This is a genomic window from Cryobacterium sp. TMB3-10, from assembly GCF_004402305.1.
Taxonomy (GTDB): domain Bacteria; phylum Actinomycetota; class Actinomycetes; order Actinomycetales; family Microbacteriaceae; genus Cryobacterium; species Cryobacterium zongtaii.
The window spans coordinates 28,959-45,783 of sequence record NZ_SOGH01000031.1 but is presented as its reverse complement, the minus strand read 5'-3'; the positions used below and the strand labels follow the sequence as shown (position 1 = coordinate 45,783).

Annotated in this window: 16 protein-coding genes; 10 read left to right on the top strand and 6 right to left on the bottom strand. The window is 69.0% G+C overall.

Features of this window, described 5'->3' with window-relative positions:
* Positions 1–50: 50 nt before the first annotated feature.
* Entirely contained in the window at positions 51–884 is an 834-nt protein-coding gene (locus E3T22_RS16185; protein WP_103461198.1) for a purine-nucleoside phosphorylase, read from the bottom strand.
* A 70-nt stretch (positions 885–954) separates the two neighbouring features.
* Between E3T22_RS16185 and E3T22_RS16180 the strand changes: the two genes are divergently transcribed.
* Entirely contained in the window at positions 955–2,394 is a 1,440-nt protein-coding gene (locus E3T22_RS16180; protein WP_088455257.1) for an NAD(P)H-quinone dehydrogenase, read from the top strand.
* Between the two features lie 109 nt (positions 2,395–2,503).
* Here the strand turns inward: E3T22_RS16180 and E3T22_RS16175 are convergent, their stop codons facing one another.
* Together E3T22_RS16175 and E3T22_RS16170 are read right to left on the bottom strand one after the other, a co-directional pair.
* Positions 2,504–4,267: a biotin carboxylase N-terminal domain-containing protein gene (locus E3T22_RS16175; protein ID WP_134481228.1), complete on the bottom strand. Its 1,764-nt coding sequence runs from the start codon at positions 4,265–4,267 to the stop codon at positions 2,504–2,506.
* A 102-nt stretch (positions 4,268–4,369) separates the two neighbouring features.
* Positions 4,370–5,029, bottom strand: a complete 660-nt coding sequence (locus E3T22_RS16170) for a nucleoside triphosphate pyrophosphatase (protein ID WP_134481229.1) — start codon at positions 5,027–5,029, stop codon at positions 4,370–4,372.
* Between the two features lie 41 nt (positions 5,030–5,070).
* Between E3T22_RS16170 and E3T22_RS16165 the strand changes: the two genes are divergently transcribed.
* The 4 genes from E3T22_RS16165 to E3T22_RS16150 are packed head-to-tail and all read left to right on the top strand — an operon-like array spanning position 5,071 to position 9,475.
* Positions 5,071–6,384: a class I SAM-dependent RNA methyltransferase gene (locus E3T22_RS16165; protein ID WP_134409456.1), complete on the top strand. Its 1,314-nt coding sequence runs from the start codon at positions 5,071–5,073 to the stop codon at positions 6,382–6,384.
* A 31-nt stretch (positions 6,385–6,415) separates the two neighbouring features.
* Entirely contained in the window at positions 6,416–7,123 is a 708-nt protein-coding gene (locus E3T22_RS16160) for a response regulator transcription factor (protein ID WP_088455261.1), read from the top strand.
* Complete coding sequence (locus tag E3T22_RS16155; RefSeq protein WP_241983712.1) at positions 7,110–8,417, top strand: sensor histidine kinase; 1,308 nt, start codon at positions 7,110–7,112, stop codon at positions 8,415–8,417. The genes E3T22_RS16160 and E3T22_RS16155 overlap by 14 nt, the downstream gene beginning before the upstream one ends.
* Positions 8,414–9,475, top strand: coding sequence for a hypothetical protein (locus tag E3T22_RS16150; RefSeq protein ID WP_134481230.1), 1,062 nt, complete (start codon positions 8,414–8,416; stop codon positions 9,473–9,475). Before E3T22_RS16155 ends, E3T22_RS16150 begins: the two co-directional genes overlap by 4 nt.
* A gap of 227 nt (positions 9,476–9,702) precedes the next feature.
* Here E3T22_RS16150 and E3T22_RS16145 read toward each other — a convergent pair whose 3' ends face one another.
* Together E3T22_RS16145 and E3T22_RS16140 are read right to left on the bottom strand one after the other, a co-directional pair.
* Positions 9,703–9,942, bottom strand: coding sequence for an acyl-CoA carboxylase epsilon subunit (locus tag E3T22_RS16145; RefSeq protein ID WP_088455263.1), 240 nt, complete (start codon positions 9,940–9,942; stop codon positions 9,703–9,705).
* An 11-nt stretch (positions 9,943–9,953) separates the two neighbouring features.
* Positions 9,954–11,489 carry an acyl-CoA carboxylase subunit beta gene (locus E3T22_RS16140; RefSeq protein ID WP_088457865.1) on the bottom strand — a complete coding sequence of 512 codons (1,536 nt, stop codon included), beginning with the start codon at positions 11,487–11,489 and terminating at the stop codon, positions 9,954–9,956.
* Between the two features lie 185 nt (positions 11,490–11,674).
* Here E3T22_RS16140 and E3T22_RS16135 point away from each other — a divergent pair, with 185 nt between their 5' ends.
* Both E3T22_RS16135 and E3T22_RS16130 read left to right on the top strand, forming a co-directional pair.
* A complete protein-coding gene (locus E3T22_RS16135; protein WP_088455264.1) occupies positions 11,675–12,508 on the top strand; it encodes a biotin--[acetyl-CoA-carboxylase] ligase in 834 nt (277 codons plus the stop codon).
* 21 nt (positions 12,509–12,529) lie between these two features.
* Complete coding sequence (locus E3T22_RS16130) at positions 12,530–13,087, top strand: PH domain-containing protein (protein WP_241983711.1); 558 nt, start codon at positions 12,530–12,532, stop codon at positions 13,085–13,087.
* Here E3T22_RS16130 and E3T22_RS16125 read toward each other — a convergent pair.
* Positions 13,046–13,612 carry a GtrA family protein gene (locus tag E3T22_RS16125; protein ID WP_088455265.1) on the bottom strand — a complete coding sequence of 189 codons (567 nt, stop codon included), beginning with the start codon at positions 13,610–13,612 and terminating at the stop codon, positions 13,046–13,048. The genes E3T22_RS16130 and E3T22_RS16125 overlap by 42 nt on opposite strands.
* Before the next feature lie 139 nt (positions 13,613–13,751).
* Between E3T22_RS16125 and E3T22_RS16120 the strand changes: the two genes are divergently transcribed.
* The 3 genes from E3T22_RS16120 (at position 13,752) to E3T22_RS16110 (ending at position 16,803) form a co-directional block, all read left to right on the top strand.
* Positions 13,752–14,888: a 5-(carboxyamino)imidazole ribonucleotide synthase gene (locus E3T22_RS16120; RefSeq protein ID WP_088455266.1), complete on the top strand. Its 1,137-nt coding sequence runs from the start codon at positions 13,752–13,754 to the stop codon at positions 14,886–14,888.
* Between the two features lie 86 nt (positions 14,889–14,974).
* Complete coding sequence (gene purE, locus E3T22_RS16115) at positions 14,975–15,442, top strand: 5-(carboxyamino)imidazole ribonucleotide mutase (RefSeq protein ID WP_088457867.1); 468 nt, start codon at positions 14,975–14,977, stop codon at positions 15,440–15,442.
* The gene (locus tag E3T22_RS16110; protein WP_088455267.1) at positions 15,439–16,803 is read left to right on the top strand and encodes an LCP family protein; all 1,365 of its coding nucleotides are present in this window, start codon (positions 15,439–15,441) and stop codon (positions 16,801–16,803) included. Before purE ends, E3T22_RS16110 begins: the two co-directional genes overlap by 4 nt.
* The last annotated feature ends 22 nt before the right edge of the window (positions 16,804–16,825 follow it).

Sequence of the window (16,825 nt, the reverse complement as noted above, 5' to 3'; positions counted from 1 at the left end):
GAGCGGCTCGGCGGGGGTGCCGGGCTGGGTCGGAGTCTCGTCGCCGTGGCTCACAGTGCGGCCACGATGCTGGCGAGGAGGGCGCTGATGGTGGCTTCGGCGGCCTGGCCGGCCTCGAGCACCTCGCCGTGACTGAGCGGGGTCTTTTGAATGCCGGCGGCGAGGTTGGTGATCAGCGACATGCCGAGTACCTCCATGCCGGCCTGGCGGGCGGCGATGGCCTCCAGCGCGGTGGACATGCCCACGATGTGGCCACCGATGGCCTTGGCCATCTGCACCTCGGCGGGAGTCTCGTAGTGCGGCCCGCGGAACTGGCAGTAGACGCCTTCGTCCAGGGTGGGGTCGATGCCTCGGGCGAGGTCACGCAGCCGCTGGGAGTACAGGTCGGTGAGGTCGATGAAGGTGGCGCCCTCGAGCGGCGAGTCGGCGGTGAGGTTGATGTGGTCGCTGATCAGCACCGGGGTGCCCGGCTTCCACGTCTCGCGGATGCCGCCGGCCCCGTTGGTGAGGATCATGGTCGTCGCCCCGGTCGCGGCGGCGGTGCGCACGCTGTGCACGACCCGGCGCACGCCGTGGCCCTCGTAGTAGTGGGTGCGGGCGCCGATCACCAGGGCACGCTTGCCGCTCGAAAGCAGCACCGAGCGCAACATGCCCGCGTGGCCGGCCAGCGCCGGCGCGCTGAACCCGGTGATTTCCTGCGCGGGGATCGTGTGGGTGGTCTCGCCGATCAGGTCGGCGGCCTTGCCCCACCCGCTTCCCAGCGTCAGGGCGATGTCGTGATGGGCGACACCGGTGGCGTCGGCGATTTCTTGGGCGGCGGTGGCGGCCACGTCGAACGGGTTGGTTTCCGGCGCGTCAAGAGGATTGATCTCGGTCGTGAGCATCCTCCTACTCTAATTGCCTGCGGGGCAGCCGTGGTTTGGTGGGTCGCGCGGTGCAGGACAGAATAAGTGAATGCCTTACGAGTTCGAACGAAAACAACGCATCATTATCATCGGTGGCGGCCCCGGCGGATACGAAGCGGCACTCGCCGGCGCGCAGCAGGGCGCAGAGGTGACCCTGATCGAACGGGTCGGCGTCGGCGGTGCCGCGGTGCTCACCGACGTCGTTCCGTCGAAGTCGCTGATCGCCACCGCGGAAGCGTCGAACTCGATCCGTGAGGCCAACGACCTGGGCGTGCAGTTCTTCGTGCGCGACGCCAAGGGCAAGCCGCTGCACCCCGAGGTCGCGATCAACCTCGCCGCGGTGAACAAGCGCCTGCTCGCGCTGGCCAGGGAGCAGTCCGAGGACATGCGGGAGACCCTGGTCAAGGCCGGCGTCAAGCTGCAGAGCGGCCACGGCCGGCTGGACGGCCGCGACGCGGTCATCGTGTCCACCGGAGACGACGGCTCAGGCACCGATTTCGACCGGATCGAGGCCGACACCATCGTGCTGTCGGTGGGCGCGAGCCCCCGCACGATGCCCACGATGATGCCCGACGGCGAGCGGATTCTCACCTGGACCCAGCTGTACAACCTCAAGTCGGTGCCCAAACACCTCATCGTCGTCGGCTCCGGCGTCACCGGCGCGGAGTTCGCCTCCGCCTACCGGGCCCTGGGCGCCGAGGTCACCCTTGTCTCCAGCCGCGACCAGGTGCTGCCCGGCGAAGACGTCGACGCCGCCGCCGTGATTGAGAACGTGTTCAAGCGCAACGGCATGGTGGTGCTGAACAAGTCCCGCGCCGCCACCGCCGAACGCACCGACACCGGCGTGCTGGTGACCCTCACCGACGGCCGCACCGTCGAGGGCAGCCACTGCCTGATCGCCGTCGGCGCCGTGCCGAACACCCAGGGCCTGGGCCTGGCCGAGGCCGGCGTTCAGCTGGACGAGTCCGGCCACATCCGGGTGAATCGGGTGGCGCGCACCTCGATCCCCAACATCTACGCCGCGGGCGACTGCACCACGGAGATGCCGTTGGCGTCCGTCGCATCCATGATGGGCCGCACTGCGGTTTACCACGCCATGGGCGACGCGGTGAACCCGATCGAGATCCGCAATGTGGCGGCCAACATCTTCACGCAGCCGGAGATCGCGACAGTCGGCTGGACCCAGAAGGAGATCGAGGAGGGTGTGCGCCGCGGCGAGGTGTACAAGATGCCGCTCGAGTCGAACCCGCGCGCCAAGATGATGGGCATCAAGGACGGCTTCGTCAAGCTGATCGCCTCCCGCGGCACCGGCACCGTCATCGGCGGCGTCATCGTGGGCCCCAAGGCCAGCGAACTGATCTTCCCGCTCACCCTCGCGGTCGAGCACGGCCTCACCGTCGACGAGGTCGCCGAGGCGTTCACCGTCTACCCGTCGTTGACCGGGTCCATCACGGATGCCGCACGCGCGATGCACAAGGTGCACTACTGACCCGGCACCCCGGCCGCATCCGCGACTAACTGTCGCCCGTGCGGACACCTGCGCCCGGTACGCCGGGCGCAGGTGTCCGGTTCGGGCACAGTTGCGCAGCTGGGGGGTGTCAGCCGACGGTCATGAGCAGGTGGCCCGAGGAGACCGTCGAGCCGACAGCGGCGCCGATGACCCCGACCACGCCGTCCTTGTGCGCGGTGAGCGGCTGTTCCATCTTCATGGCCTCCAGCACCAGCAGCAGGTCGCCCTTGACGACGGTGTCGCCCTCCGTGACGAGGATCTTCACGATGGTGGCCTGCATGGGCGCCTTGACGGCATCGCCCGTTGCGGTGTTCACCGAGTGAGCGGCGGTCCGACGGCGCGGGGCCGGCCCGGCGGTCTTCTCCGACGCGGTACCGGGCAGCAGCTTGCTGGGCAGGCTCACCTCGATGCGGCGGCCGTCCACCTCGACGACCACGCTGTGCCGGGCGTCGGAGCGCGGACGGTCCTCGACGGTGCCGCTCCAGGGGGCAATGGTGTTCTCGAACTCGGTCTCGATCCAGCGGGTGTAGATCGAGAACGGGGCGCCGTCGGCGGGGGCGAAGGCCGGGTCGCGCACGATCATGCGGTGGAACGGCAGCACTGTGGGCAGGCCGGCCACCTCGAACTCGTCGAGGGCGCGGCGGGCGCGTTCCAGGGCCTGTTCCCGGGTGGCGCCGGTGACGATGAGCTTGGCCAGCAGCGAGTCGAACGAGCCGGAGATCTCGTCGCCGGACTGCACGCCGCTGTCGACGCGCACACCGGGGCCGCCGGCGGCCTTGAACACGTGCACCGGGCCGGGGGCGGGCATGAAGCCGCGGCCGGCGTCCTCACCGTTGATGCGGAACTCGAACGAGTGGCCGACGGCGATGGGGTCGTCGTAGTCCAAGGTGCCGCCCTCGGCGAGCCGGAACTGCTCACGGACCAGGTCGATGCCGGTGACCTCCTCAGAGACCGGGTGTTCCACCTGCAGGCGGGTGTTCACCTCGAGGAAGGAGACCGTGCCGTCCTGGCCGATCAGGAACTCGCAGGTGCCGGCGCCGACGTAACCGACCTCCCGGAGGATGGCCTTGGACGCCCGGTACATCTCGGTCGTCTGCGCCTCGGTGAGGAACGGTGCCGGCGCCTCTTCGACGAGCTTCTGGTGGCGGCGCTGGAGGGAGCAGTCGCGGGTGGAGATCACGACGACGTTGCCGTGGGCATCCGCGAGGCACTGGGTCTCGACGTGCCGGGGCTTGTCGAGGTACTTCTCCACGAAGCACTCGCCGCGGCCGAAGGCCGTGACGGCCTCACGCACGGCGGAGTCGAACAGTTCCGGTACCTCGTCGCGGGTGCGGGCGACCTTCAGGCCGCGGCCGCCGCCGCCGAAGGCCGCCTTGATGGCCACGGGCAGGCCGTACTGGTCGACGAAGTCGAGAACTTCGGATGCATCGGCGACGGGGTTCAGGGTGCCGGGCGCCATCGGCGCGTGCACCTTCTCGGCGATGTGCCTGGCGGACACCTTGTCGCCGAGCTGCTCGATGGCCTCCGGGGACGGGCCGATCCAGATCAGGCCGGCGTCCAGGACGGCGCGGGCGAAGGCGGCGTTCTCGGCGAGGAAGCCGTAGCCGGGGTGCACGGCGTCGGCGCCGGAGCGGCGGGCGATGGAGAGGATCTTCTCGATGACGAGGTAGGTCTCGGCGCTGGAGGTGCCGTCGAGCCCGTAGGCCTCGTCGGCGAGACGGGCGTGCAGGGCGTCCCGGTCCTGGTCGGCGTATACGGCCACCGAGAGGATGCCGCTGTCCTTTGCCGCTCGGATCACTCTGACGGCGATCTCGCCCCGGTTGGCGATGAGGACCTTCGTTATACGCGACATAGGTACTGAGCCTATTGGTCCGAACCCCCGCAATTTTGGTTCTTTCCCACAAAAACCGCGGCAAGAACACTGCGTGGGGCTACAAAGGCCCCGAAAGAACGGTCAGTCCGGTAGGGCCGAAGTGCCCGTATTCCACAGGCTCGGCCAGTCATAGCCCAACCGGAGCACCAATCTGCGCAGGGTCGGCAACGACAGTCCGACGACCGTGGACGGGTCGCCCTCGATGCGGCTGATGTACGGCGCGCCGAGGCTGTCGATGGTGAAAGCGCCCGCGACAAAGAGCGGTTCACCGGTATTGATGTAGGCGTCGAGCTCCGAATCGGTGAGGTCGTCGGCGAACGTCACGTCGGCGACGGCGACGGCACCGACGGCACGGCCGGGCCGACCGTCGATGTGCTCGATCAGCCAGTGGCCGGAATAGAGCTGCCCGGTGCGTCCGCGCTGGGTGTGCCAGCGCTCCCTGGCACGCTCGCTGGTGTGCGGCTTGCCGTAGATCACACCGTCGAGGACGAAGACCGAGTCCCCGCCGAGGATCAGCCCGTCGATGCCCCGCTCGGCACCGACGGCCGCGACGGCCCGGGCCTTCGCCCGCGCCAGCAGCTCGACCACATGGTGCGGAGTCAGGGGCTCGCCCAGGCGTTCAGCCTCGGCCGCCGCGACGGCATCCTCGTCGACATCGGGCGAAATGGTGACGGGTTCGATGCCCGCCGCGCGCAGCAGCGCCAGCCGGGCGGGGGAGGTGGAGGCGAGGTAGAGGCGCATGGAACCCTTCAGGCGGCAGGCAGATGTGGGATGCTCATTCAATGGGCACCAACACTAATCGTCAGGCAAGTCAGAGCACTCCAGAGGGCGAGATCGGCACCGAACTCGACCTCGATATCACCAACGTAGCCCACGGCGGCATCTTCGTTGCCCGGCACGAGGGCCGTGTGGTCTTCGTCAGCGACACCCTCCCGGGTGAACGGGTGCGCGTCAGGCTCACCGACGCGAACAAGAAGAGCTTCTGGCGGGCCGAGACCGTCGAGGTCCTGGACGCGGCCCCCGAACGTCAGCCGCACATCTGGGCCGCAGCGGCCATCGACCGGGACCCTGCCGACCGTGCCGGCGGCGCCGAATTCGGCCACATCGAACTGGGCCACCAGCGCGAGCTCAAGCGCCAGGTCCTCACCGATGCACTGCACCGGATGGCCGGACTCGACAGCGATGTCACCGTCGAGGCCGTGCCGGTGGCAGCGGATGCTTCGCCGGGCGACGCCATGGACGGCACCGGCTGGCGCACCCGGGTGCGCCTGCATGTCACGGAGACCGGCATCGTCGGCCCGTACGCCGCCCGCTCGCACCGGGTGATCCCCGTCGACGACCTGCCGCTGGCCGTACACGCCCTCGAAATGGCCGCGCCGCTGGACAAGCTGTTCGCCGGCGCCGCATCCGTCGACGTCGTCGCCCCCAGCGTCGGTGAAGTGCAGATCCTGGTCGCCGAGCAGGACGCCAAGGGCCGCCGGCGCCGCACCGCGCCCAAACCGATCACCGAGCGGGTCGGCGACCGTGAGTTCCGGCTCGACGCCGCCGGTTTCTGGCAGGTGCACGCGCGTGCCGCGGAGACCCTGTTCGCCGCCGTGCAGGACGCCATCGACCCGGACCTGTTCGACCCCAAGGCCGCCAACCTCGACCTGTACGGCGGTGTGGGGCTGCTCGCCGCCGCCGTCGCCGACAGGTTCGGTTCCGACGTGCGCATCACCTCGGTGGAGAGCGACGCCCAGGCCACCGAGAACGCCGGCGCTAACCTCGCCGAGTGGGTCGGCGCCACCGCGCAGACCGGCAGGGTGGACACATTCCTGACCGGACTCACCCGCGACGCCGACGCTGCCGAACGGGCCCGTCTGCAGGCAGCCACCGTGGTGCTCGACCCGCCGCGATCCGGCGCCGGCGGCGAAGTCGTCGACACCCTGGCGTTCCTCGCGCCGGCCCAGGTGGTCTACGTCGCCTGCGATCCGGTGGCCCTGGCCCGCGACGTCGCCCTCTTCGCCGGGCTCGGGTACACGCTGCGGAGCCTGCGCGCCTTCGACCTGTTCCCCAACACCCACCACGTCGAAGCCGTCGCCCTGCTCACCAGATAGCTAGTCTTAGCACCAAGAACGAAGACGAGAGATGACAACCGTGACCGAGCCTGACACCGCGACCGACCTGGCCGACCGCCCCGTACGCGTGGGCATCGCCGACGACCATGAGTCGGTGCGGCTGGGCCTCAAGGCCGCCTGTGAGAACACCGGCTTCGAGGTGGTCTTCGAGGCCGCGACGGTACGCGAACTCGTCGACGGCATCGCCGGTCGCCCGGTGGATGTGATCGTGCTCGACCTGTCCCTCGGCGACGGGTCCCTCGTCACCGACAACGTGCACCTGGCCCGCGGTACCGGCGCGTCGGTGTTGGTGCACAGCATCGCCGACAGGGTCGCCCTGGTCCGTGAGGGCCTGGCCGCCGGCGCTGCCGGCGTCATCCCCAAGTCGTCGCCGACGACCACGGTGATGGCCGCCGTCGCCTCCGTGGCCCGCGGTGACGTGCTCAACAACCTCGAGTGGGCCACCGCCATCGACGCCGACCGGGACTTCGCCAAGGCCCAACTGGGCCGCCGTGAGCGCGACGTGCTGCACCTCTACGCCTCCGGCCTGCCGCTGAAGATGGTGGCGATGCAGCTGGGCATCGCCCACTCCACGGCCCGGGAGTACCTCGACCGCATCCGCGTGAAGTACGTCGAGGTGGGCCGCCCGGCGCCCACGAAGGTCGACCTGTTACGCAGGGCCGTGGAAGACGGCATCCTGCCGGGTCTCGACCTGGAAGGCGGGGATGGGCGCTCCTAGTCCGGCCGAGGTCGTGCCGGTCCGGTCGTTCAGGCTGTCGCCGGGCCGTGTCGCACCCGACCAGCTCGGTGCCGACCTCCTCAACGAATCCAAGCAGCCGCGCAAGCCCATCAGTCGCGCGCAGATCGAGCGGGTGGTCTCGCGGGCCGCCGGCGGCGTGGGCCTGATCTTCGCCCTGCAGACCTATCCGGCGATGCTCGGCCAGCTGGACAGCCTCAAGCCCGGTCTCGGGGTGGCGCTCAGTATCGCGATCTTCGGGGGCCTGGGCGTGGCAATCATCGCCACGCTGGTGAAGAAGTACGTCAGAGTCACCAGCGGCGTGTTCGCGGGGGTGTACCTCGTCGCCCTGATCGGCTGGCCGGCGATGCTGAATACCCCGGAGGGCACCCTCGAGGGCAAGCCTTGGCTCTGGTATCTCTGCACCGTCGCGACCGGTTTCGCCGCCGTCTCGTTCTCCAAGTGGTGGGCGATGACCTACACCTTCCTGGCTCCGATCGCCTACGGCATTGTGCGGGTGCTGCCCGCAGGCGGCGGCGCCGATCCGATGCTCGGCGCCCTCGACGCCGTCTACGCGATCCTGCTCGGCCAGGTGATTCTGATCATCATCACGATGCTGCGCCAGGCCACCGCCGGGGTCGACATCGCGCAGACCAACGCGCTGTCCACGTACTCCGCCGCCGTGCGCCAGCACGCCACCGAGGTGGAACGGGTGCAGGTGGACTCTCTCGTGCACGACAGTGTCCTCGCCGCCCTGTTGTCCGCCGCCGCAGCCGGTACGCCGAAGGCGGCCGAGCTGGCTGCCACGATGGCGGAGGACGCCATCGCCCGGCTCACCGAGGCCGGTTCGCTTCCCGCAACCGACGACAGCCTGGTCCTGTTCAGCACCCTCAAGGAACGCATCCGCAAGATCGCGGACCGGTTCGACGAGCCGATCGAGTTCATCGACTGCGATGCCGAGAGGCTCAGCCTGCCCGCGCACGCGGGCGAGGCCCTCTACGCCGCCAGCGCCCAGGCGATCGTGAACAGCATCCAGCACGCCGGTGTCCCCGGCGACCCGGTGACGAGGTCGGTGCGGATGAACTCCAATCTGCTGGGCGGCTGCGTCATCGAGATCGCCGACTCCGGTGTCGGGTTCGACCCCGCCACCGTGCCCAGCGAACGCCTGGGCCTGCGGATCTCGATCCGGGAGCGGGTTGCGAAGGCCGGCGGCGTCGTCCAGGTGAACAGCAGCCCCGGCCGGGGCACGTCGATCCTGATCGAGTGGCCGCTGAGTGAGCGCGGTGGCCGCGCATGATCTCCGTCCCCCGAGGGCTGATCATCTCCCTGGCCGCCCTGTTCTCGACCTATCACGTGATCCTGGCCCTCTACTCGCTGGATGTGCCGGCGTCGCCGGTACCGGCGCTGATCGCGATCCTGCTCTACGCCGCGGCCACCGTGGCGAGCCTATGGCCGACCAGTCCGGCCCGGATGTCGCACTGGTTGGGGTTCTTCAACGTGGCCGTGTGCATCGCGGTTCCTTTGCTCGTGGGCAGCCAGTTGGACGGGTCCGTGCCCGACAACGGCTACGCCACCTGGTACGTGGCCGCCGTCGGCACCCTGATGACCATCACGGCCACGCGCAGGCGGGCGACCCTCGCCTGGGTCGGGGTGGGCTTCCTCGTCGCTCACACCGTCGTCTGGGCCGGTGCGGGCTCCCTCGCGTCGATGGGCGTCATCGGCAGCGCCGTGTGGGTGTTCGTGGCCGTGACGCTGGCCAGGGCGCTGGCCAAGGCGGGCCGGGACGCGCGGCAGTACGGCCTCGCCGAACGGGAGGCCACCGAGTGGCAGGCGGCGCAGGAAGCGCACCTGTACGAGCGTCAGGTGCGCCTGGCCCAGACCATCCGGTTGGCGGCGCCGATGCTGCGCCGCATCATCCAGGAACGCGGCACGCTCAGCGACGGGCAGCGTCTGGAGTGCCGGTACCTGGAGGCCGCGATCCGTGACGAGATCCGCGGGCGCCGGCTGCTCAACGACGCCGTACGCCGTGAGGTGATGGCGGCGCGGCGGCGCGGCGCCATCGTCACCCTGCTCGACGAGGGTGGCATCGACGACCTGGCCGGCACCGATCTGGAGGTCGTGCTGAACACTCTGGCCGACGCCATGGCCGCCACGACGGCGTCCACGATCATCGCCAGGACGGCGGCCGACGGCTCGGGGACCGCCATCACCGTGGTGGGCATCAACAGCCCTGACCCGCGGCTGAGCGCCCTCGGCCAGGACTCGCCCGACGAAGAAGTGGACCTGTGGTTGGAGATCCCGCGGGCCGTGCACGCGCCGGGCGCCTCGGCCGGCCAGCCGACCCGCCGGCACTGACCGGGCATGCGAAAGGGGACCCACCCGGGGGTGGATCCCCTTCCGACATTTCCGTGTCAGGGCGACAACCCGAATGTCGCCTAGACGCGCCCCCAACACATTCGCCTGCTTACCCTAGTCGGCGAATGATTGGTCGTGTTGCCCGAGAGCAACACCCAGCAATACCAATAATGCCGACCCGGTGATCCGCTGAAAAGTCGTCATTTAGGGGGACAACAGAGTGCGGCTCAGGCCGTGAAGCCCCGCCAGCGCTCGTCGCCCCGCGGCAGCGGCGCCCTGATGGCCCGCTGGCTGTCCTGCCAGGGGCTCGCGGGGCCGTTCGGCGTGGCCCGCAGGTTGTCCGACTCGGCGCGCAGCAGGGCCCGCAGGACGGCGGTCACCGCGGCTGCCTCCTGTTCGGAGACCCCCGTCGTGACGAAGGTGAGCTCGGCCGGGTCGAAGCCGGCGCGGTTCTCTGAGACTGTCATGGCAGCGCCGCCTACAGCGGGATGTTCCCGTGCTTCTTGGCGGGCAGGCTGGCGCGCTTGGTGCGCAGCGCCCGCAACGCCTTGACGACGGACACCCGCGTCGCGGACGGTTCGATGATCCCGTCGAGCTCGCCGCGTTCGGCGGCGAGGAACGGGCTGGCCACGTTGTAGGTGTACTCGTTGGCGAGCCGGCTGCGGACGGCAGCGACATCCTCGTTGGCCGCTTCGGCCTTCTTGATCTCGGAACGGTAGAGGATGTTCACGGCGCCCTGGCCGCCCATGACCGCGATCTCCGCGGTCGGCCAGGCCAGGTTGATGTCGGCGCCGAGCTGCTTGGAGCCCATCACGATGTAGGCGCCGCCGTAGGCCTTGCGCAGGATCACGGTGACCAGCGGCACCGTGGCCTCCGCGTACGCGTAGAGCAGCTTCGCGCCTCGACGGATCACGCCGGTCCATTCCTGGTCGGTGCCTGGCAGGAAGCCGGGAACGTCGACGAGGGTGAGGATCGGGATCGAGAACGCGTCGCAGAACCTGACGAACCTGGCGGCCTTCTCGCCGGCCTGGATGTTGAGGGTGCCGGCCATCGCGTTGGGCTGGTTGGCGACGATGCCGACGCTGCGGCCCTCGATGCGGGCGAAGCCCACCACGATGTTGGGCGCGAACAACGGCTGGGTCTCGAGGAAGTCGCCGTGGTCGACGATGTGCTCGATGACGGTCTTCACGTCGTACGGCTGGTTGGGCGAATCGGGGATCAGCGTGTTGAGCTTGAGGTCGGAATCCGTGGTCTCGAGTTCGACCTCGCTGTCGAAGACGGGTAGCTCGGCGAGGTTGTTGTCCGGCAGGAAGCCGAGCAGGGTGCGCGCGTAATCGAGGGCGTCGGACTCGTCACTGGCCAGGTAGTGCGCCACACCGGAGATGGTGTTGTGGGTCAGCGCGCCGCCAAGTTCCTCCATGCCCACGTCTTCGCCGGTGACGGTCTTGATCACGTCGGGGCCGGTGACGAACATCTGGCTGGTCTTGTCGACCATGATCACGAAGTCGGTCAGGGCGGGGGAGTACACGGCGCCGCCGGCCGCCGGGCCGCAGATGATCGAGATCTGCGGGATCACGCCGGATGCGGCGGTGTTGCGGCGGAAGATCTCGCCGTACTTGCCCAGGGCCACGACACCCTCCTGGATGCGCGCTCCACCGGAGTCGAGGATGCCGATGATGGGCACCCCGGTCTTGAGAGCCAGGTCCATCACCTTGATGATCTTCTCGCCGGCCACCTCGCCGAGCGAACCGCCGAAGATCGTGAAGTCCTGCGAGTACACGGCCACCTGACGGCCGTGGATGGTGCCGGTGCCGGTGACGACGGAGTCGCCGTACGGGCGCTTCTTCTCCATGCCGAACGCGACGGTGCGGTGCCGCACGAATTCGTCGAGTTCGACGAACGAGCCCGGATCCAGCAGCTCGGCCACCCGTTCGCGGGCGGTCATCTTGCCCTTGGCGTGCTGCTTCTCGATGGCGGCCTCGCCGCTCGCGGTCACGGCTTCGTGGTAGCGCATCTTGAGGTCGGCGAGCTTGCCAGCCGTCGTGTACAGGTCGGGTCCGGTCGGGTTCTCAGTCACGCCGTTCACTCTACCGGCCTCACCCCGCACCGCCCCCAGAGCGTGTCGGCCCGGTGCCCCACCAAACCTGGGCAGAATTGCAGGAGTTATGATCCCCGCGGGGTGTGAGAAGAGGCGTCAGCATGGAATTTCCGATCAGCCGCGGCATCGGGGCACGGTTCGAGTACCTCGACGAGGCCGGCTCCACCAACGATGTGCTGGTGACCCGGGCCACGGGCCCTGATGCGTCGGCATGGCCCGACCTGTCGGTCATCGTCACCGACAACCAGACCAGCGGCCGCGGACGGCTCGGCCGCACCTGGCTGGCGCCCAGCGGCAAATCGCTGGCCATCTCGGTGCTGCTGCGACCACGGCTGGAGAGCGGCCGGCTGCCGCCGAACCGGTACGGCTGGTTTCCCCTGCTCGCCGGCGCGGCCATGACCCAGGCCGTGCGTTCGGTCGTGCAGGCCGCGGCGCCGCCGCCCGGCGACGAGGAGGCACCCCGGCACGAGGTGACGCTGAAGTGGCCCAACGACGTGCTCATCGACGGCTACAAGGTCTCCGGCATCCTTTCGGAGCTGTTGCCGGATGCCAGCGGCCTGTGCATCGGCACCGGACTGAACCTGAGCCTGGACGAGCACGACCTGCCCACCCTCACGTCCACCTCGCTGATGCTCGTCACCGGTAGCATCCCGAACGCCGACGAGGTGCTCGCCGCGTACCTCGACGCGCTGCGGAGCCTCACCGCGAACTTCCTCGCCGCCGGGGCGGATCCCGTGGCCAGCGGCCTGCACGCCGAGGTGTCCGCCCTGTGCGGCACCCTGGGCGCCGCGGTGCGCGTCGAACTGCCCGGTGGGCAGGACCTGGTGGGCACCGCCGTCGGGCTGGACGGGGACGGCCGGCTGATCGTGGAAGACCAGACGAACGGCGAACTACAGGCCGTCGCCGCGGGGGACGTGACCCATCTGCGGTACTGAATCTGAGGTATTAATGGGTATATGACCAACCCAGCGCAAGTGATGCCCGGCGTGCCGACGACGGCGCCAGAGGTGGTCATCGCCCGGCTCCGCTCGCACGCCAGGGCGCTGTTCTGGCCCACCCTGTTCCTGATCGGCGCGTGCGGCGTGACCGGCTACTACTCCGGAAGCCTGGCCGAGCCGTGGCAGAACGTGATGCTCCTGGTCGGCGCCGGCCTGGTCGTCGTGCTGCTCTGGTTGTTGCCGCTGGTGTCCTGGCTCACCCGGCGGTACACGGTGACCAGCCGCCGGATCATCTTCGTGCACGGCATCTTCGTGCACGAGCGGCAGGAACTGCTGCACAGCAGGGGCTACGACGTCACCGTGCGCAAGAACTGGCTGCAGTCGCTGTTTCGGTCCGGGACGGTGCGGATCAATTCGGGGCTGGAACAGCCGTTGTCGCTGCGGGACGTGCCGGACGCCGACCTCGTGCAGCAGGTGCTGCAGGACCTGATGGAGCAGTCACAGAGCGTGATGGCCTCGCGCCGGCAGGAGCAGTCAGCGCTCGGTGACAAATTCGGCCTCCGCGCGGGACTGTAGCCGCAGCGCTGCCGTGCTGGTGGTCACCGGACCGGTGGCCGCCGTGCCGGTGGGCACCGCAGTGGCGTCCCGGCGGGACGGTGAGAAGACCCAGTACCTGTACAGGGTGAAGCGGAAGACGGCTCCGAGCAGCAGGCCGATCACGTTCGAGGAGATGTTGTCGGCGATGACGCTGGTGTACCCGAGAACGTAGTGGCTCACCCACAGGCAGGCCAGCCCGATTCCCATACCGACGAGGCTGACCGCGAAGAACTCCAGGCCCTCACGCAGGGTCTGTGACCGGCGGTCCTTCGAAAAGGTCCAGTACCGGTTGCCGACCCAGTTGGCCAGGATGGCGAGGACCGTCGAGACGACCTTCGCCCAGATCGGGCCGGAGGCGAGGGCCTCTGGGGAGAAGACGGTGGCCCGCAGCAGATTGAACACTGTGATGTCCACCGCGAAGCCGACGAGTCCGACCATGCCGAACTTCGCGAGCTGGGTCGCGAACGCCAGCACCCGGTACCTGCTGAAGGTTGTTCTCGACATGCATCCGTCCGGCCGATAGGTGAAAATGGAACGTGTAGCGAGAAAACGCGCTTCTCTCGCAGTCTACGTCCCGGCATATTCCTCATCCTGGGAGTTCCCGGCCCCTCGGATGAACGGTCGCACAGAAATTGGTGAACAAATGAGAACGATCGTTGGTGTGATCGGCGGAGGCCAATTGGCCCGCATGATGATCCCCGCCGCGGTGAACCTCGGCCTCGACCTCCGGGTCCTGGCCGAGGCCGACGGAATGTCCGCGCACCTCGCCGCGGTGTCGGTGGGGGACTACCGCGACCTGGCCACCGTCCTCGCCTTCGCCGAGACCGTCGACGTGGTGACCTTCGACCACGAACACGTTCCGCAGGTGATCCTCCGCGAACTGGTGAACCGGGGCATCAGCGTGCACCCCGGACCCGACGCGTTGCTCTACGCCCAGGACAAGCTGCTCATGCGGGAACGCCTGACCGAGCTGGGCCTGCCCGTCCCCGACTGGGCGCGGGTGGCCGACGCGGACGCTCTGGCGCAGTTCCTCGCCGATCACGGTGGCCGGGCCGTCGTGAAGACAGCCAGGGGCGGCTACGACGGCAAGGGGGTGCGCGTGGTGTCCCACGCCCACGAGGCCGACGACTGGTTCCTCGCGCTCGCCGAAGACGCCAACGGCGGCGACCTGTTGGTCGAGGAGCTCGTCGACTTCCGCCGCGAACTAGCCCAGGTCGTCGCGCGACGCCCGTCCGGTGAGATCGCGATCTGGCCCGTCGTCGAGACCGTGCAGCAGAACGGCGTCTGCGCCGAGGTCATCGCGCCGGCACCGAAGTCGGCCGGCCGGCTCAGCGCGCTCGCCGCCGACATCGCCGAGCGGGTGGCCGAGGGCATCGGTGTCACCGGGGTGCTCGCCGTGGAACTCTTCGAAACCACCGACGGCCGGTTGCTGGTCAACGAGCTCGCGATGCGGCCGCACAACAGCGGTCACTGGTCGATCGACGGCTCCACCACGAGTCAGTTCGAACAGCACCTGCGAGCAGTGCTCGACCTGCCGCTGGGCGACACGGCGCTCAGGGACCCCTGGTCGGTGATGGTCAACGTCCTCGGCGGCCCCGCCGAGGGAAGCATGGCGGCCCGGTACCCGGCCGCGTTCGCCGAGCAGCCGACGGTCAAGGTGCACAACTACGGCAAGGACCCCCGCCCCGGACGTAAGATCGGCCACGTGACGGCATCCGGGCCCGATCTGGACTCGGTCAGCTACCAGGCGCGTGCCACTGCGGCATATTTTCAGGACTAAAGCCTAAGATCGTCACCGTGCCAGACAACCTCGCGACTCCCGCCCCCGAGTCCGCCCCCTCCTCAGCCGCGCTCGTCGGCGTCGTGATGGGGTCGGACTCCGACTGGAACGTCATGAGCGACGCCGCGGCCATGCTGGCCGAATTCGGTGTCGCCCACGAGGTGCAGGTGGTCTCAGCGCACCGCACGCCGGAAAAGATGATGCGCTACGGCGCCGAAGCCTGGGGCCGCGGCCTCAAGGTGATCATCGCCGGCGCCGGCGGCGCCGCACACCTTCCGGGCATGCTCGCCGCGGTCACCACGCTTCCCGTCGTGGGCGTTCCGGTGCCGCTGGGCCGCCTGGACGGCCTGGACTCACTGCTATCGATCGTGCAGATGCCGGCCGGCGTTCCCGTCGCGACGGTCTCGATCGGCGGCGCGCGCAACGCGGCCCTGATCGCCATCAAGATCCTGGCGACGGCGGATGACGCGCTGCGCCTCAAGCTGCAAGGCTACGCCGACCAGCTGGCCGAGCAGGTGGAGCAGAAGAACACGGCCCTGCAAGCGAAACTATGACGAGCGCCAGCAGCCCGATCCGGCACCCGAATTCCGGCTCCAGGCAGGTCATGACCCGCCGGGCCTGGTGGCTCGTGGTCCTCAACATCCTTCTGCCCGGCTCCGCCCAGGTACTCGCGGGAAGCCGCGGCCTCGGCCGGTTCGGACTGCGCGCCAGCCTGAGTCTGCTCGGCCTCGGCGTGATCGCCGGCATCGTCTACGCGCTGAACCCCGAGATCCTGCTCACCGTGGCCACCAACTCGATCGGACTGTGGATCCTCGCCATCGTGATGGTGTTCTACGCCCTGGTCTGGGTGGTCCTGACCTTCGACACCATCCGGTTGACCCGCCTCGTGAAGGCCCGGCCCAAGGCCCGGCCGTTCATCGCCGGACTGGCGACAGTGGTGATGGTCACTGTGGCCGGAACCGCCTCCTACGGCGCCTACGTTGCCACGACGGCCAGCGGGTTCCTGTCGTCGGTGTTCGCGGCCGGCCCGTCGGAGCCGCCGGTCGACGGCCGGTACAACATCATGCTGCTCGGCGGCGACGCCGGTTCCGACCGGTTGGGCATGCGCCCGGACAGCACCTCGGTGGTCAGCATCGACGCCGAGACCGGCAAGGCCGACATCATCGGCATCCCTCGCGACCTCGAGTACGTGCCGTTCCCGGAGGATTCCCCCCTGTACGCCTCGTACCCGGACGGCTACGGCTACGACGGCGTCTGCGACGTGGACGTCTGCCAGCTCAACTCGATCTACACCGAGGTGGAGCTCAAGAGCCCGGAGATGTACCCCAACGCGGTGGCCGAGGGCAGCGAACCCGGCATCGAGGCCATGCGTGACGCCGCCAGCGGCGTCACCGGGCTCACCATCCAGTACTACGTGCTCATCGACATGCAGGGCTTCTCTCAGCTCATCGACGCCCTCGGCGGCGTGGACATCACCGTGGCGGAGCGGCTGCCCATCGGTGGTCAGGAAGACGACCTCAGCGACGTGGAAGGCTGGGTGGAGGCCGGTCCGCAGCACATGGACGGTTTCACCGCCCTGTGGTACGGTCGCGCCAGGCACGGCACCAGCGACTACGACCGGATGTCCCGCCAGCGGGTTCTGCAGGAGGCGATCCTGCAGCAGTTCAACCCGGGCAACGTCCTCACCAAGTTCCAGGGTGTGGCCCAGGCCGGCCAGGAGGTCGTCAAGACCGACGTGCCCCAGGGCATGCTCGGCTACTTCACCCGCCTCGCGGCCAAGACCAAGGAACTCCCGGTGGGCGCCGTCGAACTGGTGCCGGCCAACAACGTGGACCCGACAGACCCCGACTACGACTACATCGCCGGCCTGATCGACGCCGCGCTGAACCCGGTCACAGAGACCCCCGCACCCTGACCCTGAGCCGTTGATCGGGCCC